The sequence below is a fragment of the Pseudomonas sp. 18175 genome (assembly GCF_050432925.1).
In the GTDB taxonomy this organism is placed as follows: Bacteria; Pseudomonadota; Gammaproteobacteria; order Pseudomonadales; family Pseudomonadaceae; genus Aquipseudomonas.
Genome location: NZ_JBKFTO010000006.1, coordinates 43236 through 65860 on the forward strand (window position 1 = coordinate 43236; position 22625 = coordinate 65860).

Consider the following 22625-nt stretch of genomic DNA (forward strand, 5'->3'; position numbering starts at 1 on the left):
GTAACTACCTGATTTCACGGCCATCCTTATCCACAGCCCCTTGGCCTGATCCCTGCAGCGTTCTCCCTACACGAATCGCCCGACGGGCAAGGGGGACGCATGACCCCGACGCATTGCAACAAGTTGGTAGTGGCTCACTCCACACGGGAGGCTGCGCCGTTGCACGAGATCGAGACCAACCGCGCGTTGGCGCGCTGGCTGGCGCAAGTTCTCGGGCTCACGTTCGGTGGCAGTTACGACCTGGATCTTCACCTTGGCCGGGCGCTGTATCTGCTGCCGACTCAAACCCTGGTCGGCCCTGCGCAAGCCCGAGCCCTTAACATCAAGGGCCCGCAAGACTTGTGGGGCGGTTATGTGGATCACGAATTCATCGCGACCAAAGCCATCAGCCATGGGCTTTCCAGCCCGGACGCCAGCGCCCCCGAAGGCTGGTCGCCATTGTTCGGCGAGCGTGTGCGAAAAGTCGTACTGGAGGGCCTGAGTGTATTCGCTCTGGAAGATGCTCGGCCCGCTGGGATGCGGTTGCTCGAAGGCGGCCCCATACGCCTGAAACCGGTGCACGCCTGCGCCGGGCGCGGCCAGGAAGTTATCCACAACCCTAAAGAGCTTGATGCCGTGCTGGCGCGTCCCGATGCGGCAGCGTTGTTCAACCAAGGCGTGGTGTTTGAGCAAGATCTGCGAGAGGTAATAACTCACAGTGTCGGCCAAAGCTTCTTCGGCGATCACGTGATCAGCTACTGCGGCGATCAATACCTGACCCAGGACGGGCAGGGCGAAGATGTCTACGGCGGCTCCAATCTATTGGTGGTGCCGGGCGACTACAAGGATCTGCTCAAGCTCGACCTACCCGACGATGTGCGCCTGGCCATCCAACAAGCCCAGGTCTTCGACACGGCCGCCGACGAAGCCTACCCCGGCTTCTATGCTTCAAGGCGCAACTACGACATCGCCCAAGGCCTGGACAGCCACGGCCATCGTTGCAGTGGCGTGCTCGAACAGTCTTGGCGCATGGGCGGGGCCAGCAGCGCGGAAGTCGCGGCGCTGCAGAGCTTTATCCACAATCCGGGCCTGCGGGCAATCCGCGTGTCCTCGGTAGAAACCTACGTGGACCAGGCACTGCCCGCGGATGCCATTGAGGTGTACCGAGGCCCGGCAGAAAACAGCGACTTTCTTCTCAAGTACGTGACGGTTAAACCTTATGACGGCTAGAAGCGAAAGCATTGCGATCGACATCGACGACGAACAGATGAGTGGCACCTTCCTGAGCCCCAAATCCAAAGTGCCGGGGGTGTTGTTTGTGCACGGTTGGGGCGGCAGTCAGGAGCGCGACCTTGAGCGTGCCAAAGGCATCGCGGGCCTTGGCTGCGTGTGCCTGACGTTCGACCTGCGCGGCCACGCCGGCGCAGGCATTCCGCTGTCGCGCGTCACCCGCGAGGACAACCTGCGCGACCTGCTGGCGGCCTACGACCGGCTGTTATCCCATCCGGCCATCGACACCTCGGCGGTTGCGGTGGTGGGCACCAGTTATGGCGGTTACCTGGCCGCCATTCTCACCTCGCTGCGCCCGGTGCGCTGGCTGGCGCTGCGGGTGCCGGCGCTGTACCGCGACCAGGAATGGCTCAAGCCTAAGCGCGATCTGGATAAAGTCGACTTGATGGATTACCGCAGTACGCTGGTGCACGCCGAGACCAACCGCGCCTTGCATGCCTGCGCGAACTTCACCGGAGATGTGCTGATCGTCGAGTCGGAAACCGACGACCACGTGCCCCACGCAACCATCATGAGCTATCGGGCCGCGTGCCAGCAGACTCACTCGCTGACTCACCGCATCATTGATGGCGCCGACCATTCGCTGAGTGATCCGGTGTCGCAGCAGGCCTATACCTCGATCCTGGTGGACTGGATTACCGAGATGGTGGTGGGGGAGCGGTTGAGCATTATTCAGGCGCAATGATTTGGGTGTTCTTCAGATCGCTATCGCGGGCTTGCCCGCGATAGCGCCAGTCCAGCAAACGCAGATTCAAGCCGGCGCCTTCTTAACCCGCAACGCCTTGGCCTTGGCCTCCACCCCCAAATACATCACCAAGGCAATCAACAACGGCAAAATAAAGTAGATCGCCCGATAAGCAATCAACCCCGCCAACAAGCTGCCCCGCGACGCTTCATGCTGCAGCAACCCAATAAAGACTGCTTCCAACACCCCAAGCCCGGCCGGAATGTGCGTGACCACCCCGGCAATTGCGCTGATCAGCAGCACTCCCAACACCAACGGATAATCCAACTTGGCTGGCAATAGCGTAAAAATCACCGCCGCCATCAGCGACCAGTTCAGCGCGCCCAGCGCCAACTGCAAGCAGGCCATGCGTACCGACGGCAGGTTGATCTCCATGCCGCGAATCGTCCACGCACGCTTTTTCGAGAACTGGCAGGCCGCCAAATACCCCAGGCTGACCAGCACCAACACGGCGCCAATACCTTGCAGCGCGGTGGTACTGACTTTCCACCCCGGCGGCATCGTCACCAGCCCGCTGCTGAACACCACCCCGGCCAACGCCATATAGCCAAACCAGTTGGTCGCCAAACTCAAGCCTAAAATCTTGGCGATATTGCCGGTGGTGACCCCCAGCCGCGAATACAGCCGATAGCGCATGGCGATACCGCCTACCCACGCACTCAGGTTGAGGTTGAACGCATAACTGATGACCCCCACCGGCAAGATCTGCTTCCAGCCCAGGTCCTGGCGAATGTAGGTGCGACCGATCAGGTCAAAGCTGGCGTACACCAGAAAACTGCACAGCGTCACCGCGCCCGCGATCAGCAGGGTGCGCAGTTTGAAGTCCCCCAGGGTTTGAACCACTTCGCTCCAGTCGATGCGCCGGGCGAGCAGGGTGAACAACACAATCAGCGCCAGAAAAAACACCACGGTCAGCGGTTTCTTCCAACGCTTGAAGCGCGATTCAGTGGTCATGGGCCTGGCCCTCGAACGGTTTCAACCGGGGTTTGTGTGCGGGCAACCAACCGGTCATCGCGGGGAAGTGGCGCATCACATGAAACACCAGAAAACCCACGGTCAACCGCCACAGCCACAAGCGCGGCTTGCGGTTCTCCGGCATGGTTTGGCAATGCTCCTTGGCGAGCACCTGCAGGCGTTCATAGAGCTGCTGATTGAAAGCGCGGTCGCGAATCAACACATTGGCCTCAAGGTTCAGCGACAGGCTCAAGGGGTCGAGGTTGCTGGACCCTACGGTGCTCCACTCATCATCCACCAACGCGACTTTGCCGTGCAGCGGGCGCTGGCAATACTCGTGGATTACCACGCCGTCCTTGAGCAGATAGTCATAGAGCATGCGCGCCGCGAGCTTGGCCAGCAGCACATCGGGCTGACCCTGCATGATCAGTTGCACCTGCACGCCACGGCGCGCGGCATTGCGGATTTCCCGTAGCAGGCGGTAGCCGGGAAAGAAGTAGGCGTTGGCGATCACCACGCGTGTTTGCGCTTTGCTCAAGGCGTGGATATAGGCTTCTTCAATGTCATCGCGGTGTTGCACATTGTCGCGATAAATCAGGCGTACCAGGCCCTCGGCGTTATCGGCCGACCACGCAGATGGCCGCTGCTGGCGCCGTCGCCAACCGCGCCGTGTACGCACCTGGCGGCCGCTTTGTACCAGGGCAAAATGATGCAGGTCGGCCACCGCCGGGCCGGTCACTTGCACGGCATAGTCCTGTTTCGCTTCGGGGCCGAAATCCCCCAGGTGGTCGGCCGAAAAATTGATCCCGCCGATAAACGCCACGCTCGCATCCACCACTACAATCTTGCGGTGCAGGCGGCGAAACCAATTGGTGCGAAACCCCAGGGTCCGCGAGGCCGGGTCGAACATCTGCACCGTCACCCCGGCGTCGGCCAACTCGCCGAGAAACCCCGGGCTCAACTCGCCGCAGCCAAAGCCATCCAGGCTGGCCACCACCTTCACGCCACGTTGCGCCGCCTCAATCAGGATGCCTTGCAGCTCATGGCCCACCTTGTCTTCGAACAGAATAAAGGTCTCCAACAGGATCTCCCGCTGCGCCCCGCGCATGGCGTCGAACACTTGTGGGAAATACGCCTCGCCGTTCTCCAGCAACATCACCTGGTTGCCACTTTGCCAGCCGTAATCCAGGTCGCGGGCCTTGGCTTCGTCTGGCGGCTGGTCGGTGGCGATGTGTTCGACGGCCACGTTCATAACTCGATCTCCACCGACAGCGGCACATGGTCCGACAAATGGGACCAGGGCCGAGTGGTCAGTACGCGGGGGTTATGCACCTTCACATTGCGCACATAAATGCGGTCCAGCGGCAGTAAGGGCAGGCGTGCCGGAAACGTCCGCGCAGGCTTGCCATGGGTCTCGACGAACACTTCCCGCAGGCCGCTCTGGCTCAGGTCGGCCTTTTGGCGCCAGTCGTTGAAATCACCGGCGACTATCAACGGCGCATCGGCCGGGATCTCGCTGATGCGCTGCTCCAGCAAGCGCAATTGCTGCTGGCGATGCACTTCGCGCAGGCCCAAGTGCATGCAGATCGCATGCACCTCCTGCCCGGTGCCCGGCAGGCGCAGCACGCAATGCAGCAGGCCACGGTTTTCATGGCCGCTTTGGGAGATGTCGAGGTTGTCGTAATTAACGATCTGGAATTTCGACAGCAGCGCGTTGCCGTGGTCGCCATGGGGGTAAACGGCGTTGCGCCCATAGGCGAACTGCGGCCAGATGCTGTCGGCGAGGAACTCGTACTGCGGCATGTTTGGCCAATCGCTGTAGCGTTGGGGGTGGCGCTCGTGGGTGCCGTGGATTTCCTGCAAAAACACCATGTCGGCGCCCACACTGCGCACCGCTTCGCGCAGCTCGGGCAGGATGAAACGTCGATTCAGGGCGGTGAAACCCTTGTGGATATTGACCGTCAGCACCGTGAAGCGAGTGATGGCGACGCTGGGGGTGATGGGCACCCAGTCGGGAATCGCAGCCATGGTGGCTCCTGAAAAAGAGTTTGGGGGCCTGGCCCCCGTTTATGGCTGACTGCGATGTTTGGCGGAAAGTTTCCAGCGTCCTACAGACGGCGCCTAACGTGAAGGTGCCCGGCCTAGAGCAATAAAGAGTTACAAGTAGTATTGAAATGCCATTAGTGACGTGATCAAATTCCGCGCGATTTGTTTAATTCGACGATTTTGCAGGGCCTGTTCATGGATGATGCCGCTGACACTGTTCTAGTGTTGGCAGTGGGGTCGGCGGCTCTTTTTTGATAAAGGCCGGAACCCATCACGTGAATACCTCCCTTACCCGAAAAATCAGCCTGCTGGCTGGCGCGATTGCGCTCAGTGGCTGTGCAACCCTTAACGAAGCGGGCAAAAACTACGGCACGGCCATCGGCTGCGCTGGCGGCGCGATACTGGGCGCCGGCCTGACCTATGCGATCACCGGCGACGCCAAAAAAGCCGTCGTGGGCGGTGGTGTGGGCGCTGCTGCTGGCTGTGTGGCCGGTAACCTGTGGCAGAACCGCTTGCAGGAGCTGGAGCGCATCGCCAAGGAAGAGAACCTGAATATCCAGGTGCAAACCTTGCAGAGCCAGGAAGTGGCCGCCGGCAACTCCCGTGCGCCAGCGCCGACCGAGGCGGGCATCGTCGCCCAGGTGCAGGACGAAGGCATGTTCGCCACCGGCAGCGCGCAGTTGAGCACCAATGGCCAGCGCCAGGTGCGCAAACTGGCTGCTGCCTTCGCCCCCAAGCAGGGGCAGAATTCCCAGGCGGCGATTCTGGTGGTGGGCCACACCGATGCCACCGGCAGCGCCGCGACCAACCAACGCCTGTCCGAGCAGCGCGCCCGCGCCGTGGCGTCGATCCTCGCCGAGCAAGGCATTGCCCCTCAGCGCATGTTCTTCCAGGGCGCAGGTGCGTCCCGGCCGATTGCCGACAACAGCGACAGCGCGCAACGCGGCAAGAACCGCCGCGTGGAAATCGTTGAAGTGACCGACCGCAACATGCTGGTCAAGCGCGTCAATGCCGAGCAGAACAACACCAAGTACCTTGCCCACGGCACCTCGACCGAGCCTGCGCGCACTGTGGCCAGCGCGCCCAAGGCCAAGCCTGCCGTGGCGGCCAAACCCGCCACCGAGAGCAAACCTGCCGATGCCGGCACCGCCCTGGTGGATTTCGGCGGCGAACCGGCCAGCGATACCCGCTGGACCATGGGCCAAGCCATCGCGCCGAAAAAGGCCGGGTTTGCCCTGATTTCCAGCGCACACGCCGGCGACTTGCCGTCCAGCAGTTGCGAAGCCGACCGCCCACGGGAAAGCGGCAAGGTATTCAACCTCGCCAGCGGCAAGGCACTGGATACCCAGACCACCACCGAATACCTGCCGGGCTACAACAACCGCGTGTGGGCCAATGTGGTCAATGGCCACTTGGTGACGTTGTCGCCGGTGTCGATCCTGCGCGACGGCGCCAGCGTCGGCCGCCAGCCCTTCATCGAAGTGGTCAAGGGCTACGACCAAGGCAATCGCAAGTCGATCAAAAGCAAAGCCGTGGCCAACACCTACGAAGGTGAGGACCTGGTGTTGTATCGGGTGTTCACCCAGGACCCCAAGGCGCCGGTGTCGTGTATCGACGTGGTGTTCAGCAAGAAAAATTCCGAAGCCACTGACGGTGCGTTGGTCTACCCCCGCAGCCGCGAAGCCTTCACCACCCGTTTCGTGCCGATTCGCGCATAAGTCTCAAGGAAACACACCATGGAAGAGTTCAGCTTCAATGCGCTGACAGCCCTGCTCTGGGCAAACAAGTTGATCACAGGCCTTGTGATTTCCACGCTGCTGGCGGCCATTTTGATCCAGGCTTACTGGGACAAAGTGGGCTACTTCGTGATGCGCGTATGGCACGGCGTGCCGCTGATCGGCAAGGTGGCGCGGTTGTCCAAGCAAAGCCTGATGCTCGACTCCCACGGCTGGCCGAAATCGGAAAGCGAACTGTGCGACGCGTACTACTCGCGCTATGAAAAGATCGGCGCCAAAGACGTCGATTTCTTCAACAAAAGTGAGTCCTACCTGCGCACCATCGGCGAGCGCGGCCGCCGCGAACGGCCGTTCTGGGTGTTTGCGCTGATCTTCATGCTGATCATGTTCGAGGCCGTGGGTTTTGCCTACGTGCTGGTGCCGTTCATCAACCAGAACCTGTCGGCCAATGACCAGAGCTGGATGGGTTGGTTGTTCGCCTTCCTGCTGGCTGTGGCTTCGGCGATCCTGGCGGAAGTGACCGGCCGTGCCGTGCACAAGAACGCGCTGATCAGCAAGGCACGCCACTGGTGGGAAAACGACACCGACAGCAATCGCCCGCCACAACTCAAGGAACTGCCGGGCATTGGCATCAAAGACACCGACAGCGACAAAGACGGCAAGGATTACAGCCGCATCCTGGCGCGCATCAACACCAACCACACCGTGACCCCAAGCCGTGGCTGGATGATCACCACCGGCATCTGGATCGCGATCATTGCGGTGGCGGCGTTTGGTATCCGCACCATGCAGCTTAAGAGCATTGAGACTGAAATGGTTGGCAGCCCCCACGCGTTTGCCCAGCAGAACTACGAATCGGCCAGCCCGTTCGACCTGCCAGCTGATTCGGCGGCGATCAACGAGCAAGCCGACAAACAAACCCTCACCGACAAGATGGACGCGATTCGCAAAGCCTCGCTGATCACCTTCATCGTGCTGTCGGTGATCTACATCGCGATCCAGATCACCAGCATCTGGCTGGCGTCGATCTTCGGGTTTGCCGGCGTGGAGTCCAAGACCGCTTGGGAGCACACCCACAAATTTTCCAGCGGCGAAGCCCTGGAAAACTGGATGCAGAGCCAGCGTGTGGAGATTGCCTCCCATGCCGACCATAAGTTGAGCAAGCTGCAACTCAAGCTGGCCGGTCGTTCCACCACCAACGCCCAGCAACAGGCGGCGTTGACCAGCGCGCACAACCGCAACTTTGAGACGTACCTGGCGCGCAAGCAGGTCATGCCGGGTACGCCGCAAGCGCCGGCCAAACCAGCCGCCGCACCGGTTGCGCCGATTGTGGCCGAAGTGGCAGCGCCGGTTAGCGCCCCGGTTGAACAACCTGTACCCGCCGCTTCGCCGTCGAGCCTCGACGCCCTGCGCAGCAAAGACCTGACCGCCTACACCGAAGAGCAATTGGCAACCATCAGCCGCGCCAAGGGCCATCCATTGGAACAGGTAATGGCGCTGCGGGCCGAACAGCAACTGCTCAAAGACTTCGACGCAGCAGGTGCCTGAATGAAGATCTCGCGGTTTTTCCCGGCCCTGTTGCTGGCGCCATTGCTGGCGGTGGCCGGCGAGCGCAACGACATCCCGGACTGCTATGCCTACGCCAAGGTCGGGGACTATCGCCCGGCCGACAGTGGCCGCGAGCTGACGGTGATCATCGACCAGACGATCCCGATGCCCGAGGTGATCCAAAAGGCCACGTGGGCCCAGGTGCAGCGCTTTGTGCAGCCGGGGGACAAGGTGCGGCTGTACAGCTTCTCGGCGTTTGTGCCGGGGCAGTTCATGCAACTGCGGTTTGCCGGCCAACTCAACCGGGGCATTGATGACAAGGTGCGCAACAACGTCGGCATGCAGTCGCTGCGCACCTTCGACACGTGCCTGACCGAGCAGCGCAGCTTTTTCAACAAGACCTTGGGCAAGGTGTTTGTGAGCACGCTGCGCGAAGCCTCCGAAGATATCGCCCGCAGCGAGATCTTCCATTCGCTGCGCGAGATTGGTAACGACCTGGGCCAGCAACCGGCCCAGGAGCGAGTGGTGCTGTTGGTCTCCGACATGCTTGAAAACAGCGATTTCGGCAGCTTCTACGCCAACAACCGCATACGTGATTTACAGCCGGAGGCTGAGCTCAAGCGGGTAGGGGACAAGCACCTGTTTGCCGACCTGCAAGGCGCCCGGGTGTATGTGGTCGGCGCTGCCCTGGTGACCAAGGACATCAAGCAGGCCTATCGCTCGGGCAAGACCATCCAGGCGCTGGAAGACTTCTGGAAAGGCTGGTTCGCCGCCTCCAACGCGCAGTTGGTGGCATTTGGTGCGCCAAGCCTGAATGTCGACCTGAAATAACCACCTTTGTAGGAGCGAGCTTGCTCGCGAAGAGCGCACAGGCACCGCGTTCATTCAGAATGCCCACGTAATCGTTGACGATTTTCGCGAGCAAGCTCGCTCCTACAGGGAACGATCACGACTCAATTCCGTCAGTTCCTTACAGACCCTTCTGTAAGGAGCCCGGTGTTTTGCGCAATCTCAAGACTGCATTACTGCTCGGTGCGCTGTTGTTGTGTGGCAGCGGCGCGCTGCAAGCCGCGGCTCCTGAGCCCGCCCCCGCCAAGCCTGAGTTGCTGGTCGAAGGCGGTTTGCTCGGTGCCATCAGTTCCTCCATCGACGATGTGCAGGACAAACTCGACCTCAACCAAAACCTGATCGATGCCTGGCGCCTGCGTGCCGATCGGGCTGCGGACGAAGTAGGGCGCCTGGTCGATCAGACGTCTGAACGCTCGCCATGGAGCGTGGCCGGGGACTTTCTGTTGCTGTCTGGTGTGTGGGTCGGCGCATTTACCCTGTTGACGCTGTTGGGGCGTTTTATCGTGCTGCGTTTGAGTCGGCGCGCGTTTGTCGAACAACGTGGGCGGCTGCAAGGGGTGCTTGGCTACATCGTGCCTTATACGATTCCCGCACTGATGTGCCTGCCCTTGACCCTGTATGTCAGCCACTTTCTGCCCACTTCCGTGGGCCGTGCGCTGGCGCTGTGTTTCGCCTATGCCACCAGCAGCGGCATCTTTTCTACCTCGATATTGTTGTGCGTCATCGTCATGTTCAATGTCGGCCACAAGCGCCCGGCGGTGCGGATTATTCGCGACTACTGTCCCAAACCGCTGTTCTTGATCGGCTTTCTTGCGGCCCTGAGCGATGCGTTGACCAGCCCGCAGATCGCCCGTCAGTTGGGCGGCAATATCACCAGCAGTGTCGCGGTATTTACCGGGTTGTTTGCGGCGGTGATCTTTGGGGTATTGGTGGTGCGCCTGCGGCGGCCGGTGGCCCACTTGATTCGCAACCGGCCGTTGGCCCCGCGCCTCAAGCACCCGGCGTTGCAGCAATCGCTGCGGGTGTTTTCCGGGTTGTGGTATTGGCCCATTCTGCTGATGGTGCTGGTGTCGGCCATCAACCTGATCGGCGCGGGCGACGATAACCAGAAGGCCCTGCGCTGTGCGTTGTTCACCACCATTTTGTTGATTGGCACCGTGTTCCTCAGCACCGTGTTGCAGCACCTGTTCAAGTCTCGCAGCCAGGTGGCGATCCAACGCAGCAGTGCGTACAAGGAGCGCTTCCTGAGTCTGTTGCACGCCATTCTGCGTATCGCCATGGCCATCGCGTTTATCGAGATTCTCGGGCGGATCTGGGGCGTGTCGCTGTTCGAGTTTGCCCAACGCAACTCGGTGGGCCGGGCGATCAGCGATTCCTTGAGCAGCATCGGCCTGATCCTGCTGATGACCTGGTTGTTCTGGGTAGTGCTCGACACGGCGATCCAGGAAGCGCTCAAACCGCCCGTGAACAAGCGCTCTAACCGCCAGCCGAGTACGCGGGTTAAAACCATCCTGCCGCTGGTGCGCAATGCGGTGAAGATCATTCTGGTGGTGATCTGCGCGATCACCACCATGGCCAACCTGGGCATCAATGTCGCGCCGCTGCTGGCGGGTGCCGGTGTGGTCGGTCTGGCCATCGGCTTTGGCTCCCAGCAATTGGTGCAGGACGTGATCACCGGGCTGTTCATCATCATCGAAGACACCCTGTCCATCGGCGACTGGGTGGTGCTCGACTCCGGCCACGCCGGCACCGTCGAAGGCCTGACCATCCGTACCCTGCGCCTGCGTGATGGCAAGGGCTTTGTGCATTCGGTGCCGTTCGGGCAGATCAAGGCGGTGACCAACCAGTCGCGGCAATTTGCCTATGCATTTTTCTCGGTACAGTTCACCTACGACACCGATGTGGATAAAGCCGTAGAGTTGATCCGCGAGGCGGGGCAGTCGATTCGCGACGATGTGTTCCTCAAGTACAACCTGCAAGGGCCGCTGGAGGTGTTTGGCGTCGACAAGATGGACCTCAACGGCGTAGTGCTCACGGCGCAGTTCCGCACGGTGTCGGGCGGGCAGTACGCGGTGAGCCGTGCGTTTAACCAGCGTCTGAAAAAGCTTGTGGATAACTGCGACCAGGTGCAGTTCGCGCAGACTTATCCACAACAGGTAATGGTGCCCCAGCGGGCGGCCCTGGAGCATGAGGGAGCCGAGGGTGGCGCGAAGATAGTTAATCCGTGACGGTTGCGCTACAAACCCGCAAAATGCAACGATTCAGGCACATACCTAAATAGCCATCGTTCCAAACTGACCGGGCCTGCTCAATTTATGCGAATGCGCCTTATGTTACTGGGCGGCGGGAATGCCCTCGGGCAAGCGCTGATTCGCCTTGGTGCAGAGGAAGACATCGGTTTCCTCGCACCCAAACCGCCCCAAGACGGCTGGGATGCCGCGAGCCTTACCCAATTGCTCGACGACACCCGTCCCGATGCGTTGATCAACCTCGCCTACTACTTCGACTGGTTCCAAGCCGAAGCGGTCAGCGAAACCCGCTTGGCCGCCCAGGAGTTCGCTATCGAACGCCTGGCCGAACTGTGCCAGCACCACACCATCACGTTGCTACAGCCGTCCAGCTACCGCGTGTTCGATGGCTCCCGCGCCACCGCCTACAGCGAGAAAGACGAGCCAGTGCCTCTGGGCCTGCGCGGCCAGGCGTTGTGGCGCATCGAGCAGAGCGTACGCGCGACCTGCCCACAGCACGTGCTGCTGCGCTTTGGTTGGCTGCTGGATGACAGCGTCGATGGCGCCCTGGGGCGCTTCCTGGCCCGGGCCGAGAAACCGGATGAGTTATTGATGGCCGATGACCGTCGCGGTAACCCGACGCCAGTGGACGATGCGGCGCGGGTGATCATCTCGGTGCTCAAGCAACTCGATTGCGCGGCGCCGCTGTGGGGCACCTACCATTACGCTGGCCAGGAGGCGACCACGCCGTTGGCGCTGGGGCAGGCGATCCTTACCGAAGCGCGAACTTTTCATCCGCTGGCGATTGAATCGCCCACTGCCCAGGCCCACGCGGCGCGGCCGGATGCGAGTGATGAGCCACAACACGCGGTGCTGGCCTGCAAGAAGATCCTGCACACCTTTGGTATCAAGCCACGGGCGTGGCGGGCGGGGTTGCCGGCGTTGTTGGACCGTTACTACCGCCATACCTGAAGAAACAGAGATCCAAAATGTGGGAGCGGGCTTGCTCGCGAAAGCGGTGAATCAGTCAATGAATCTGTTGACTGACACTCCGCTTTCGCGAGCAAGCCCGCTCCCACATTTGCTATGCGGTGTTTGTTGGATCTCAGTTAGAACTTGTAACCGATACCCACCATGTAAACCATCGGGTCCACGTCCACATCCACCTTGGCACGGGTGCCCGCAGCCACAGCGTTGTTTTCCACAGTGGCAGTGGTGCTGATGTCGATGTAACGCACTTGGGCGTTGATCATCCACTTGTCGTTGATCATGTAGTCCGCACCGATCTGCGCGGCCCAGCCCCAGGAGTTATTGGCCTTGAAGTTGCTGAAGCCTGCTTCGGAGGCGCGGCTGCCGACGTGTTCGTCGTAGATCCAGGTGTAGTTGATACCGGCACCGATATACGGTTGGAACGCAGACTTGTTATCCAGCGGGTAGTACACGACGCTCAGGGTCGGCGGCAGGTGTTTGAGCGTACCGAGCTTGCCGTTGGCAGCGCCCAGGGCGGTGCCTTTGATCTTCACATCATGCTCGAACGGCGTGGCCGCCAGCAGTTCGATACCGACGTGGTCGGTGATCATGTAGGCAAAGTTCAAACCCAGTTGGGTGTCGCTGCTCATGGTCGCCTTGCCGCCCAGGTTGGTCCCGGCCAGCGGGCCTTGGTCAACCTTCACGTGGCCGCTGTCGGCCTTCGGGTTCACGGTGATTGCACCGGCGCGAACCAGAATGTCGCCCGCTTCGTGAGCGTGTGCAACGGGGGCGACGAGGGCGAGCGCGAAGAGGGACGCGCCGAGCAGAGACTTGTTCATGGGAGCTCCAAAGGACGTTTAAAAGTTGTAGGTCCAATGGTAAAGATCGTTCCGTTCGGTCTTTTGACTCAGCTCAATGAAAGGGTGATCAGCCTTATTCCGGCAGTTCGTACATGTAAATCTTCTCGGCGGCCATCTGGTAACCGGCATCGGCCAGTTCGCTGGTGGACGGCTTCACCTGCATCGCGCCTTCGATCCAATACGGCTGATACAACTCGTCGAGCTTCACGCCGACTTCGCTTTTAACATGCACGATTTGGTTCGACGGCGGTGGCGGCACATGGATGCACGCGCCGAAATACGGCACTAGCAAGAACTCCGTGGTGCGGCCTTCTTCATTCACTTCCAGCGGCACGATATAGCCCGGCAGGCGGATGTGCTTGCCGTCCAGGCCCTGCACCACCGGCGCGTTGGGCAGGTCCTGCTTGGCCGCAGGCGCGGCCTCGACGGACAAGGCATCGGCCATGTTCGACAGGTCGTGCAGCGGTTTCATATTGGGCACTTCCGGCGGCGCGTCCGGTGGGATCATTTCCTGCCACGACAAATCCTTGGGCTGCTCATCGGCCCAAGCCGGCACGACCACCAGCAGCAACAGCGCAAACAGCACACGACGCATCGAAGCCTTCCTCATAAACGTATGGACAGGCCGTCGGCCAGGGATTGTCGATAGGCGCGCCACGCGGGCACGCTGCCCATCAACAGCGCGGCGGCCAGGATACCGGCCAGCAGGGTCCATTCATATTCGCTGGGCCACGCCATCGGCAGGTCCAGGCCGTAGTTGGCCTGCAAGTAACCGCGTGACGCAGCAATACACACGTAGAGCAAGCCAACGCCGGCAATCACACCCGACAACGCCAGGGCGAACGCTTCAAAGATCAGCAGCGTCGCGATGTGCCAAGGGCGTGCGCCCACTGAACGCAAGATCGCCATTTCGCGGCGGCGCTCGTTGAGGCTGGTGAGGATCGCCGTGAGCATGCCGATCAAACCGGTCAACACCACGAACAACGAGATCACGAACAGCGCTTTTTCGGCGGTGCCCATCATGCTCCACAGCTCTTGCAAGGCTACACCGGGCAGGATCGCCAGCATCGGCTCGCCACGGAATTCATTGATCTCTCGTTGCAAGGCAAAGGTAGAAATTTTGTTGTTCAGGCCCAGCATAAACGCGGTGATGGCTTGGGGCGTGAGGTCCATATTGCGCGCCTGGTCGGCGCTGATGCGGCCTTTGCCCTGGGCCGGCACGCCGTTGTGCCAGTCGATGTGGATCGCCTCCATGCCACCGAGGCTGATATGCAACGTGCGGTCCACCGGCGTGCCGGTGCGCTTGAGGATGCCGACCACCGTGAAGGGCTTGTCGTCATGCTTGACCAGGCTGACCACGGCCACACCGTGGGCCAGTACCAGCTTGTCGCCGAGCTTGTAGTGCAACGCGTCGGCGACTTCGGCACCCAGCACCACTTCGAACGGGTCGGTGGCGAAGGCGCGGCCGCTGGCCAGTTCCAGGTTTTGTTTGCGGCCGTATTGGTAGTGCTCGAAGTAGGCTTCGTTGGTGCCCATCACGCGGTAGCCGCGATGGGAGTCGCCGAGGGAAATCGGGATCGCCCACTTCACCTGGGGGCTGGCGGCGAAATGCTCGAAGCTGTCCCAGCGGATGTTGTTGGTGGCGTTACCGATGCGGAATACCGAGTACAGCAGCAGGTTCACCGAGCCTGAGCGGGCGCCGACGATCAGGTCGGTGCCGCTGATGGTGCTGGCGAAACTGTTGCGCGCCTCGACGCGCACGCGCTCCACCGCCAGCAACAGGCATACCGACAAGGCGATGGCGAAGGCGGTGAGGATCGCGGTAAAGCGGCGGTTAGCCAGGCTGGCCATGGCTAGACGGAACAGATACATCTCAAACCTCTGCGGGCGTGGCGGCGCGATTGAGTTCGGCCAACGACAGGTTGCGGTCGAACAGCGCGGCCAGGCTCTGGTCGTGGCTGACAAATAACAGGCTGGCGCCCGCATCGCGGCATTCGGCGAACAGCAATTGCAGGAAGGCTTCGCGGGCGTCGTAGTCCAGGGCTGAGGTGGGCTCGTCGGCGATCACCAGTTCCGGTTGGCCGATCAGCGCGCGGGCTGCGGCGACCCGTTGCTGTTGGCCGATGGAGAGTGAGTCGGCGCGGCGCTCCAGCAGGTTTTTGTCTTTTAAACCCAGGTGCGCGAGCAAGGCAGCAGCGGCCTGGTCGACACTGCCGTGGCGCTGCTTGGCCCGCCGTGCGCGCAGCTTGGAGAAGTGGCACGGCAACTCGACGTTTTCGCGCACCGATAGAAACGGCAGCAAGTTGAATTGCTGGAAGATATAGCCAGTGTGGTCAACGCGAAAGCGATCGCGGGCGCCGGCCGACAGCTCGGTGAGCTCTTGGCCAAGCAGGCGGATGCTGCCTCGGCTGGGCTTCTGTACGCCGCCGAGCAGGCCCAACAGCGTGGTTTTGCCACTGCCGCTCGGCCCCTTGAGAAACAGGGTTTCCCCTGCTTCCAGGCGGAAAGCAGGGATGTCCAGCAACTGCGGGTGACCGGGCCAGTTGAAGCCCAGGTCAGACAGTTGGATCAGTGCTTGGGTCATGGGAACTCAGAACTTCAGGGTGGCTGCTGTGGCCGTCGCTTCAACACCTTGCTGGCCGCTCGGGCCGATCAGTTGTACCTGAATTTTCTGGGTGGCGGGGAAGGTCTTGAATACTTGGCTCAGGTCGAGGTTGCTCAAGGCGGTCGGCGTGGCGCAGGTGAACTGGTAGTGGGCGTGGATTTCGCTGTGGTCGTGATGATGTTCGCCGGCTTTGGCGTCGTGATCGTGGTCATCGTCGTCATGATCGGCTTCTGGCTTGTCGCCGAACAGCGGGCTGTTGAGTTCCTGGGTGCTCACCACGCAACCGGCGCCTTTGGGCAGGTTGAACAGGGCCAGCGGGTTCTCCAGCTGTTTGCGTACCGCCGCAACCTTGGCTTTGTCGGCGGCGGTGGTGGCCAGGTGTTCGAAGCCCACCAGGTTCATTGCCGGGCTGTCCAGTTCCAGTTCCAGGGCCTGGCCGTCCAAAACGGCGTTGAGACGACCGACGCCATGTTCGTGAGCACCCAGGCTGCCGTGTTCGTGGTCGTGATCTTCGTGAGCATGGGCAACCGCCAGTGGCAGCAGGGCAAACGGCAAAGCGAGCAACAGACGGCGCATGGGACGGCTCCAGAGTATGAAAGTTTTGTTATGTGATCTTATAACAATAGAGCCGAGAGTTTGACCGCCCGCTTGGCGTTGCGCAAGCCACATGGGAGCATGCTCGTCAGAAAAACTGCAGGAGGAAGGACGATGTTGCGAATTCGTGGAACCGTCGGTGACCTGCCGGTGGACTTGACCCTGGAGCTGGACGACGGCGATTGGGCACGCCTGGGCGCGCAATTGCAGGCCACGCCGGTGCCAAGCGCACCGGCAGCGGCGCCAGTCAAGCAAGATGAGGATCAGTGGCAGAACGCCCAGGACCTATTGCGCAAGGCCGGGCAGCTCAGTGGCCTGGAACTGCTCGATCAGTTGGAAGGCCTGGCCGGCGATGCCGCGACGGGCAAGCGCCTGCTGGTGCGCCTGCGCCATAGCGCCAAGGTGAAGGTGGCCAGCGGCGTGGATACGCCGCTGTACAGTTGGATCGGCGATTAGTACAGCGCGGCGAACAACTTGCGGCGGTACACCGTGACCAGCGGGTGGTCATTGCCCAGCAGCTCGAATACCTGCAGCAAGGTCTTGTGGGGCAGGCCCTCGCTGTAGCTGCGGTTGCGGATAAACAACTTGAGCAAACCTTCCAGCGCTGCCTCGTACTGCTGGCGCGCCAGTTGCTGGATGGTCAGTTGATAGGCGGCTTCATCGTCCTGCGGGTTTTGCGCCAGGCGGCTTTTCAAGTCGGCAGCGTCAGGCAGGTCGGCGGCCTGGCGCAGAAAGGTGATCTGCGCCTTGGCGCCAGCGAGGGCGGCTTTGTGGTCGTCGCTCTTGACCGCATCCAGCACGGCCTGGGCTTCGCCCAGCTCGCCGCGTTCGGCCAGGCAGCGTGCGTACAGAATCAGCGCCGCAGCGTTGGTGTTGTCCTCGCCGAGCAAGGCCACCAGCACCGCCTCGGCATCGCTGATGCGCCCCTCGGCAAACAACGCCTGAGCTTGCTCCAACGGGTCGGCCGCAGCCGGCGGCGGCATCTGCACATGAGGCTCCAACATCGCCCGCACGGCCGACTCCGGCTGCGCTCCAGCAAACCCGTCCACTGGCTGGCCGTCCTTGAACAACACCACCGTCGGCAGGCTGCGAATGCCAAAGCGCGCAACGATATCCTGCTCGGCCTCGCAATCAACCTTGGCCAACAGCAACTCGCCCTGATAACTCTCGGCAACCTGCGCCAGCAGCGGCATCAACGCCTTGCACGGCGCACACCACTCGGCCCAGAAATCCACCAGTACAGGCTTGTGGAAGGAGTTCTCGATCACCGCCTGATCAAACGTGGCAGTGGTGACATCGAAGATATACGGCGTGGGCTCACTCATGGCGCGTCTCGAATAAAGCGGGAATGGGGGGAACTATAAGGGCTGGAGACGGCTATCGGAAGCAACATGCGGCTCAGGTGCGGGGTACATGCCAAAAAGGATCTTGGTACCAGTCGCTTGGGAATCCCATCGACCTCAGGTCGACGTCGGGTAACTCCTGGATCAGTTGAAGCAGGCCTTGATCCCAACGAGTACGCGGACTGACCTGGTGCATCAAGTGATTAAGGATGCAAAGCACCGCAAAGATTCGGGTATGTGGCCCTTTTTGGAGTAGATGCACAGGCCATAAGAAATTCGCCTTCTTCGGCAACTCTGGGCGAATACCCAGTTCCCGATTCCACATCCGTGAGTGATGGGCGCACATATTTCGGATCGTGGTCAGGGTGTGCAACCAAGACTGCATCAGCGGAGCTGCCAGCCCGAGGCGCTTGGCAATCGCTTTCTTGTCCGAGTCTTTCGACAGGCCTTTGTACAAGTGGGATAAATCTCCCAATGTCAGTTCTTCCAGCATTGCCCAGCCAGGCATCAGCGGCGGGTCAATATAGGTTGCGGGATAATGGCGAGCGTAGCTTTCTTTCGCCCTTTGCCGTTTTAGGCGGTCTTTTTTTGAGTGGTCAGCGTGGGATCTATCGATGCGCTCGCATTCGCGTAAATAGTCACGCGTTGCTGCGGCCTGTTTGTTCGACAACGTTGCAAGGAGACGTTGATGATCAAAAGCGTGATGGAACATCTGCGGATTGAGATACCAATGGCAGCCATGGTTAGGCCCCATGTGGTTGCTAATGACCGAGCGCGATGCCACTTCGACTCTCTCGATGGCGTCCATGGTCAATAAGCGAAGCCGTCGATCGAAATCATAGAGGCGGGTGAGTTGCCTAAACTGGCTGCCCTCACGAAAACGATGGCCGATATCTTCCGGTTGTTGGAAGGGGCGCATGTAAGGGCTAAGCCGAAAGAAACTGACCGACTGCAAAAAAGCTGCGGCGTGTTCCTCATTTTGAATGTGCAATCCGCGGCGTTTGAGCAGTTCCAACTGGGCAGGAACGTCGATGGCGGGTTTCCTGAATGCCCTCATGACAGGAAAGTACCGGGCATAAAAAACCCGCACAATTTGTGCTTGGCTACTGACGCAACCAGAGGCATGGCGGGTGTATTGCCGTAAAGATTAGGCAGCTGCCTGGATTTGTGCAAGCCCTTAAGAGGGCGGGTGATAAGTGGCTTTATCTGGAAGGGCATGCAGGTCGATTGTCCAGGCCGTGTACAGAAGGTGGGCATTGTCCATACCCCGTCTTTAACTGTCTCAGCCAATCTATTGCCGAAAATTTGTAACGTGCGAGCTCAGCGCCGCGAATGGTACAGGCTCACCTTGCGAAACTCCCAAGGCTCGGCCAAGTCTGGCAAGGTCAGTGCGTCGAGGATCTCCAGCCGCTGGTAAGCCGCATGCTGAAAGTCCCGCACCCGTGAATCCGCCACCAGCGCCTCTCGGCCACGGGTGAGGAACTGGTCGAGCAACGGCAGGTTGGCGCGGTCGTAGAGCACATCGGCCACCAGGATCAGGTCGAAGCGGTCGGCTTCGGCGAAAAAGTCCTCCGAATAACCCAGCTCTACACCGTTGAGTTCGGCATTTGCCCTGCATGAGGCCAGCGCCAGCGGGTCAAGGTCGCAAGCCACCACTTCCAGCGCCCCGGCTTTGACGGCGGCAATCCCGGCCACGCCGGAACCTGCGCCGAAATCCAGCACGCGCTTGCCCGCGACCCACTCGGGGTTGGCCGCCAGGTAACGGGCCAGCGCCAAGCCGCTGGCCCAGCAAAAACTCCAGTAGGGTGGCTCGTGCAGGATGCGACGGGTTTCTTCGGGGCTGAAGGCGCGGTCCATGTTGTCCGCGTCCAGCAGCCACAACGACAGCGCGGTGCCCGGCAGCGGGCAGGGCACCAGGTGGGCGTCGCCGATCAGTTCACTCAGCGCCGCTTGTAGGGCCAGCGGTGGTGTCATGGTGCCTTGACGAATTGCAGGGGGCCTGTGGATTGGGTAATCGCCTGGGTGATGCTCACGGCGGGCAGGTGCAGGATCAATTGGCCTGACTGGCTGGCGCGGCCACGCAATTCAACCCGCGCACCGGCCGGGAAGGCTTCGGGGTTAAAGCGCAGGCGGAAGGCCAAAGGTTGGCCGTTGCCGGTCAGCACGCTGCTGGCGAGCAGCTGTTGTGGGCGCGAACGGTCGTCGATCACCAGCAAGGCCAGTTCGACCTCGGCAGCGGCAGGTACGCCGTTGAGGGTGCCGCTGATTTCGCGCTGATACGCCGGCAACGGGCCGAGGTCTTCAATCCCGGGCACTTTTTTCTCTTGGGCGGGCGTCGGTTGCGGGGCGGCAGGCTTGGGGGCTTCGCTGCTGCAGGCGACCAAAACACTGAACAGGGCGAGCAAAACAAGTGGTCGTAACTGCATGTACGGCTCCAGGAAGGGCAAAATCCGTGACTTGAACACAAATAAACATATAAGCCTGCCTGTATACCGTAAAGGCTATGGCTTGTCTTGCCACGGGGATGCGCTACCATGGCCCTCCCTTTTTTTGTTGCCTGCCACCATGCACTGTCCCTTCTGCGGTGCCAACGACACCAAGGTCATTGACTCGCGTCTGGTCGCCGAGGGCGATCAAGTGCGTCGCCGGCGCGAATGCCTGGCCTGCGGTGAACGTTTCACCACCTTCGAAACCGCCGAACTGGTGTTGCCACGGCTGATCAAGTCCGACGGCAGCCGCCAACCCTTCGACGAAGAAAAACTGCGCGCCGGTATGCAGCGTGCCCTGGAAAAACGCCCAGTGAGCGTCGAGCGCCTGGAAGCGGCGCTGGTGCATATCAAGCACAAGCTGCGGGCGACCGGTGAACGCGAGGTCAAGAGCCTGGTGGTGGGTGAACTGGTGATGGGCGAGCTGCAAAAGCTCGACGAAGTTGCCTACATCCGTTTCGCCTCGGTGTATCGACGCTTCCAGGACCTCAATGAGTTCCGCGAAGAGATCGACCGCCTGGCCCGAGAGCCTGCCAAACAATGACCCCACTGTCTGCCGAACAAGCCGTCCTCGATGCCCACTACATGGCCCGCGCCCTGGAACTGGCCCGCAAGGGCCTGTACACCACCCACCCCAACCCACGGGTCGGTTGCGTGATCGTGCGCGATGGGCAGATTGTTGGCGAAGGCTGGCATGAGCGCACCGGCGAACCCCACGCCGAGCCGAATGCCCTGCGGGCCGCTGGCGACAAGGCTCGTGGCGCCACGGTGTACGTGACCCTCGAACCGTGCAGCCACCATGGCCGTACGCCTCCCTGCGCCGATGCACTGGTGAGTGCCGGTGTGGCGCGTGTTGTGGCAGGCATGCAGGACCCGAACCCGGAGGTGGCTGGGCGTGGCATGCAACGCTTGGCCCAGGCCGGGATCGAGACCCGCAGCGGTGTGCTGGAAAGTGAAGCCCGTGCGCTGAACCCCGGCTTCCTCAAGCGCATGGAACACGGCCTGCCGTTTGTGCGGGTCAAGCTGGCGATGAGCCTGGACGGTCGCACCGCGATGGCCAGTGGCGAAAGCCAATGGATTACCGGCCCTGCCGCCCGTGCCGCCGTGCAGCGTCTGCGCGCCGAGGCCAGCGTGGTGCTGACCGGCGCTGACACGGTGCTGGCCGATGGCGCCCGTCTGACCGTACGCGCCGCCGAACTGGGCCTGGATGAAGCGACCACCGCGCTCGCGATGTCGCGCCCGCCGTTGCGGGTGTTGATCGATGGCCGCCTGCGGGTGCCGCTCAACGCGCCGTTCTTCAAGGCGGGGCCTGCATTGGTCATCACCTGTGTGACCCCGGAAAATCAATTCCCCCGTGGCCCTGAGTGCCTGGTGGTGCCCGGCGTCGAAGGGCAAGTGGATCTGCGATCAGCCTTGGTGGCCCTGGCGGCCCGTGGCGTCAACGAAGTGTTGGTGGAAGCCGGTCCAAGTCTCGCCGGTGCCTTTGCCCAGCAGGGCCTGGTGGATGAGTACGTAATTTTCATCGCCGGCAAGTTCCTCGGCTCCGCTGCGCGGCCTTTGCTGGACTGGCCGCTTGAGAAACTGGCCGATGCCCCCCAACTCAAGATCATTGAAATGCGCGCTGTGGGCGACGACTGGCGAGTCACTGCCGTCCCGGTATCACCAGCGAGCGTATAATTCTGACCGGGCGCTCAAGGGCCCCGCACCGATTTCCAGGAGAAGGCCATGTTCACCGGCATCATTGAATCCATCGGCAGCATTCGTGCAATGACCCCAAAGGGCGGCGACGTTCGCCTGTCGGTTGAAACCGGCAAGCTCGACCTCGGCGACGTCAAGCTGGGCGACAGCATCGCCATCAACGGCGTGTGCCTCACCGTTATCGAGTTGCCGGGCAACGGTTTTGCCGCCGATGTCAGCCGGGAAACCCTGGACTGCACTGCGATGAACGACCTCAAGGCCGGCAGCCCGGTCAACCTGGAAAAAGCCCTGACACCTACCACTCGCCTGGGCGGTCACTTGGTCAGCGGCCACGTCGATGGCGTAGGCGAAGTGGTTTCCCGCAGCGAAAATGCACGCGCCGTGGAGTTTCGTATCCGCGCGCCCAAAGAGCTGGCCAAGTACATCGCCCACAAAGGCTCGATCACGGTTGATGGCACCAGCCTCACCGTGAACGCCGTGAATGGCGCCGAATTTGAACTGACCATCATTCCCCACACCCTCAGCGAAACCATCATGGCCGCGTACCAGCCAGGTCGCCGGGTGAACCTGGAAGTCGACTTGCTTGCCCGTTATCTGGAGCGCCTGTTGCTGGGCGAAAAGGCCGCAGAGCCTGCTGCCGGTAACATCACCGAAAGTTTTCTGGCCGCTAATGGCTACCTGAAATCCTGACCAAG

23 protein-coding genes are annotated in these 22625 nt (G+C 61.3%); 11 read left to right on the plus strand and 12 right to left on the minus strand.

All coding sequences use genetic code 11. The features are described from left to right. The first annotated feature begins 99 nt into the window (after positions 1-99). Together ACLD1Y_RS09970 and ACLD1Y_RS09975 are read left to right on the plus strand one after the other, a co-directional pair. The gene (locus ACLD1Y_RS09970) at positions 100-1209 is read left to right on the plus strand and encodes a DUF3182 family protein (RefSeq protein ID WP_429477664.1); all 1110 of its coding nucleotides are present in this window, start codon (positions 100-102) and stop codon (positions 1207-1209) included. Continuing rightward, a complete protein-coding gene (locus tag ACLD1Y_RS09975) occupies positions 1199-1954 on the plus strand; it encodes an alpha/beta hydrolase family protein (protein ID WP_429477666.1) in 756 nt (251 codons plus the stop codon). Before ACLD1Y_RS09970 ends, ACLD1Y_RS09975 begins: the two co-directional genes overlap by 11 nt. 66 nt (positions 1955-2020) lie before the next feature. Here the strand turns inward: ACLD1Y_RS09975 and ACLD1Y_RS09980 are convergent, their stop codons facing one another. The 3 genes from ACLD1Y_RS09980 to ACLD1Y_RS09990 are packed head-to-tail and all read right to left on the minus strand — an operon-like array spanning position 2021 to position 4996. After that, positions 2021-2968 (minus strand): lysylphosphatidylglycerol synthase domain-containing protein, encoded by a 948-nt coding sequence (locus ACLD1Y_RS09980; protein WP_429477668.1) that lies wholly within the window; start codon positions 2966-2968, stop codon positions 2021-2023. Next, positions 2958-4220 carry a cardiolipin synthase ClsB gene (gene clsB, locus ACLD1Y_RS09985; protein ID WP_429477670.1) on the minus strand — a complete coding sequence of 421 codons (1263 nt, stop codon included), beginning with the start codon at positions 4218-4220 and terminating at the stop codon, positions 2958-2960. The genes ACLD1Y_RS09980 and clsB overlap by 11 nt, the downstream gene beginning before the upstream one ends. Then, positions 4217-4996, minus strand: a complete 780-nt coding sequence (locus tag ACLD1Y_RS09990) for an endonuclease/exonuclease/phosphatase family protein (protein WP_429477672.1) — start codon at positions 4994-4996, stop codon at positions 4217-4219. The genes clsB and ACLD1Y_RS09990 overlap by 4 nt, the downstream gene beginning before the upstream one ends. 293 nt (positions 4997-5289) lie before the next feature. Here ACLD1Y_RS09990 and ACLD1Y_RS09995 point away from each other — a divergent pair, with 293 nt between their 5' ends. The 5 genes from ACLD1Y_RS09995 to ACLD1Y_RS10015 all read left to right on the plus strand — a co-directional run bounded on the left by ACLD1Y_RS09995 (position 5290) and on the right by ACLD1Y_RS10015 (position 12347). Then, the gene (locus tag ACLD1Y_RS09995) at positions 5290-6732 is read left to right on the plus strand and encodes an OmpA family protein (protein ID WP_429477674.1); all 1443 of its coding nucleotides are present in this window, start codon (positions 5290-5292) and stop codon (positions 6730-6732) included. 18 nt (positions 6733-6750) lie between these two features. Continuing rightward, entirely contained in the window at positions 6751-8298 is a 1548-nt protein-coding gene (locus ACLD1Y_RS10000) for a hypothetical protein (RefSeq protein ID WP_429477676.1), read from the plus strand. Then, a complete protein-coding gene (locus tag ACLD1Y_RS10005) occupies positions 8299-9129 on the plus strand; it encodes a hypothetical protein (protein ID WP_429477678.1) in 831 nt (276 codons plus the stop codon). A 170-nt stretch (positions 9130-9299) separates the two neighbouring features. Beyond that, positions 9300-11375: a mechanosensitive ion channel family protein gene (locus ACLD1Y_RS10010; protein ID WP_429477680.1), complete on the plus strand. Its 2076-nt coding sequence runs from the start codon at positions 9300-9302 to the stop codon at positions 11373-11375. A gap of 87 nt (positions 11376-11462) precedes the next feature. After that, positions 11463-12347, plus strand: a complete 885-nt coding sequence (locus ACLD1Y_RS10015; protein ID WP_429477681.1) for a sugar nucleotide-binding protein — start codon at positions 11463-11465, stop codon at positions 12345-12347. A gap of 137 nt (positions 12348-12484) precedes the next feature. Here ACLD1Y_RS10015 and ACLD1Y_RS10020 read toward each other — a convergent pair whose 3' ends face one another. The 5 genes from ACLD1Y_RS10020 to ACLD1Y_RS10040 form a co-directional block, all read right to left on the minus strand. Then, entirely contained in the window at positions 12485-13183 is a 699-nt protein-coding gene (locus tag ACLD1Y_RS10020; protein WP_429477683.1) for an OmpW/AlkL family protein, read from the minus strand. A gap of 94 nt (positions 13184-13277) precedes the next feature. After that, a complete protein-coding gene (locus tag ACLD1Y_RS10025; RefSeq protein ID WP_429477685.1) occupies positions 13278-13799 on the minus strand; it encodes a DUF3299 domain-containing protein in 522 nt (173 codons plus the stop codon). Between the two features lie 11 nt (positions 13800-13810). Next, positions 13811-15076: an ABC transporter permease gene (locus ACLD1Y_RS10030; RefSeq protein WP_429477686.1), complete on the minus strand. Its 1266-nt coding sequence runs from the start codon at positions 15074-15076 to the stop codon at positions 13811-13813. Position 15077: 1 nt separating this feature from the next. Next, a complete protein-coding gene (locus ACLD1Y_RS10035) occupies positions 15078-15788 on the minus strand; it encodes an ABC transporter ATP-binding protein (protein WP_429477688.1) in 711 nt (236 codons plus the stop codon). 6 nt (positions 15789-15794) lie between these two features. Continuing rightward, on the minus strand, positions 15795-16385 hold the full coding sequence (locus ACLD1Y_RS10040) for a DUF2796 domain-containing protein (RefSeq protein ID WP_429477690.1): 591 nt from the start codon (positions 16383-16385) through the stop codon (positions 15795-15797). Positions 16386-16517: 132 nt separating this feature from the next. Between ACLD1Y_RS10040 and ACLD1Y_RS10045 the strand changes: the two genes are divergently transcribed. Beyond that, the gene (locus ACLD1Y_RS10045) at positions 16518-16859 is read left to right on the plus strand and encodes a hypothetical protein (protein WP_429477692.1); all 342 of its coding nucleotides are present in this window, start codon (positions 16518-16520) and stop codon (positions 16857-16859) included. Here ACLD1Y_RS10045 and trxA read toward each other — a convergent pair. From trxA to ACLD1Y_RS10065, 4 genes are all read right to left on the minus strand, one after another. Next, positions 16856-17728 carry a thioredoxin gene (trxA, locus tag ACLD1Y_RS10050; RefSeq protein WP_429477694.1) on the minus strand — a complete coding sequence of 291 codons (873 nt, stop codon included), beginning with the start codon at positions 17726-17728 and terminating at the stop codon, positions 16856-16858. The genes ACLD1Y_RS10045 and trxA overlap by 4 nt on opposite strands. 73 nt (positions 17729-17801) lie before the next feature. Next, positions 17802-18803 carry an Abi family protein gene (locus tag ACLD1Y_RS10055; RefSeq protein WP_429477696.1) on the minus strand — a complete coding sequence of 334 codons (1002 nt, stop codon included), beginning with the start codon at positions 18801-18803 and terminating at the stop codon, positions 17802-17804. Between the two features lie 263 nt (positions 18804-19066). Continuing rightward, positions 19067-19720 (minus strand): class I SAM-dependent methyltransferase, encoded by a 654-nt coding sequence (locus ACLD1Y_RS10060; protein WP_429477698.1) that lies wholly within the window; start codon positions 19718-19720, stop codon positions 19067-19069. Then, positions 19717-20172, minus strand: coding sequence for a YbaY family lipoprotein (locus ACLD1Y_RS10065; RefSeq protein ID WP_429477700.1), 456 nt, complete (start codon positions 20170-20172; stop codon positions 19717-19719). The genes ACLD1Y_RS10060 and ACLD1Y_RS10065 overlap by 4 nt, the downstream gene beginning before the upstream one ends. A gap of 139 nt (positions 20173-20311) precedes the next feature. Between ACLD1Y_RS10065 and nrdR the strand changes: the two genes are divergently transcribed. From nrdR to ACLD1Y_RS10080, 3 genes are read left to right on the plus strand one after another with little or no spacing between them, the layout of a single operon-like run. Beyond that, positions 20312-20776, plus strand: coding sequence for a transcriptional regulator NrdR (nrdR, locus tag ACLD1Y_RS10070; RefSeq protein WP_185708644.1), 465 nt, complete (start codon positions 20312-20314; stop codon positions 20774-20776). Beyond that, positions 20773-21909 (plus strand): bifunctional diaminohydroxyphosphoribosylaminopyrimidine deaminase/5-amino-6-(5-phosphoribosylamino)uracil reductase RibD, encoded by a 1137-nt coding sequence (gene ribD, locus ACLD1Y_RS10075; RefSeq protein ID WP_429477702.1) that lies wholly within the window; start codon positions 20773-20775, stop codon positions 21907-21909. The genes nrdR and ribD overlap by 4 nt, the downstream gene beginning before the upstream one ends. 48 nt (positions 21910-21957) lie before the next feature. Further along, complete coding sequence (locus ACLD1Y_RS10080; RefSeq protein ID WP_429477704.1) at positions 21958-22620, plus strand: riboflavin synthase; 663 nt, start codon at positions 21958-21960, stop codon at positions 22618-22620. Positions 22621-22625: the final 5 nt, after the last annotated feature.

Excerpts from the sequence above, each read along its gene's own strand:
- ACLD1Y_RS09970 (WP_429477664.1), top strand. The coding sequence starts at position 100 with ATGACCCCGACGCATTGCAACAAGTTGGTAGTGGCTCACTCCACACGG.
- ACLD1Y_RS09975 (WP_429477666.1), top strand. The coding sequence starts at position 1,199 with ATGACGGCTAGAAGCGAAAGCATTGCGATCGACATCGACGACGAACAG.
- ACLD1Y_RS09980 (WP_429477668.1), bottom strand. The coding sequence starts at position 2,968 with ATGACCACTGAATCGCGCTTCAAGCGTTGGAAGAAACCGCTGACCGTG.
- clsB (WP_429477670.1), bottom strand. The coding sequence starts at position 4,220 with ATGAACGTGGCCGTCGAACACATCGCCACCGACCAGCCGCCAGACGAA.
- ACLD1Y_RS09990 (WP_429477672.1), bottom strand. The coding sequence starts at position 4,996 with ATGGCTGCGATTCCCGACTGGGTGCCCATCACCCCCAGCGTCGCCATC.
- ACLD1Y_RS10000 (WP_429477676.1), top strand. The coding sequence starts at position 6,751 with ATGGAAGAGTTCAGCTTCAATGCGCTGACAGCCCTGCTCTGGGCAAAC.
- ACLD1Y_RS10005 (WP_429477678.1), top strand. The coding sequence starts at position 8,299 with ATGAAGATCTCGCGGTTTTTCCCGGCCCTGTTGCTGGCGCCATTGCTG.
- ACLD1Y_RS10015 (WP_429477681.1), top strand. The coding sequence starts at position 11,463 with ATGCGAATGCGCCTTATGTTACTGGGCGGCGGGAATGCCCTCGGGCAA.
- ACLD1Y_RS10020 (WP_429477683.1), bottom strand. The coding sequence starts at position 13,183 with ATGAACAAGTCTCTGCTCGGCGCGTCCCTCTTCGCGCTCGCCCTCGTC.
- ACLD1Y_RS10025 (WP_429477685.1), bottom strand. The coding sequence starts at position 13,799 with ATGCGTCGTGTGCTGTTTGCGCTGTTGCTGCTGGTGGTCGTGCCGGCT.
- ACLD1Y_RS10030 (WP_429477686.1), bottom strand. The coding sequence starts at position 15,076 with ATGTATCTGTTCCGTCTAGCCATGGCCAGCCTGGCTAACCGCCGCTTT.
- ACLD1Y_RS10035 (WP_429477688.1), bottom strand. The coding sequence starts at position 15,788 with ATGACCCAAGCACTGATCCAACTGTCTGACCTGGGCTTCAACTGGCCC.
- ACLD1Y_RS10040 (WP_429477690.1), bottom strand. The coding sequence starts at position 16,385 with ATGCGCCGTCTGTTGCTCGCTTTGCCGTTTGCCCTGCTGCCACTGGCG.
- ACLD1Y_RS10045 (WP_429477692.1), top strand. The coding sequence starts at position 16,518 with ATGTTGCGAATTCGTGGAACCGTCGGTGACCTGCCGGTGGACTTGACC.
- trxA (WP_429477694.1), bottom strand. The coding sequence starts at position 17,728 with ATGAGTGAGCCCACGCCGTATATCTTCGATGTCACCACTGCCACGTTT.
- ACLD1Y_RS10055 (WP_429477696.1), bottom strand. The coding sequence starts at position 18,803 with ATGAGGGCATTCAGGAAACCCGCCATCGACGTTCCTGCCCAGTTGGAA.
- ACLD1Y_RS10060 (WP_429477698.1), bottom strand. The coding sequence starts at position 19,720 with ATGACACCACCGCTGGCCCTACAAGCGGCGCTGAGTGAACTGATCGGC.
- ACLD1Y_RS10065 (WP_429477700.1), bottom strand. The coding sequence starts at position 20,172 with ATGCAGTTACGACCACTTGTTTTGCTCGCCCTGTTCAGTGTTTTGGTC.
- nrdR (WP_185708644.1), top strand. The coding sequence starts at position 20,312 with ATGCACTGTCCCTTCTGCGGTGCCAACGACACCAAGGTCATTGACTCG.
- ribD (WP_429477702.1), top strand. The coding sequence starts at position 20,773 with ATGACCCCACTGTCTGCCGAACAAGCCGTCCTCGATGCCCACTACATG.
- ACLD1Y_RS10080 (WP_429477704.1), top strand. The coding sequence starts at position 21,958 with ATGTTCACCGGCATCATTGAATCCATCGGCAGCATTCGTGCAATGACC.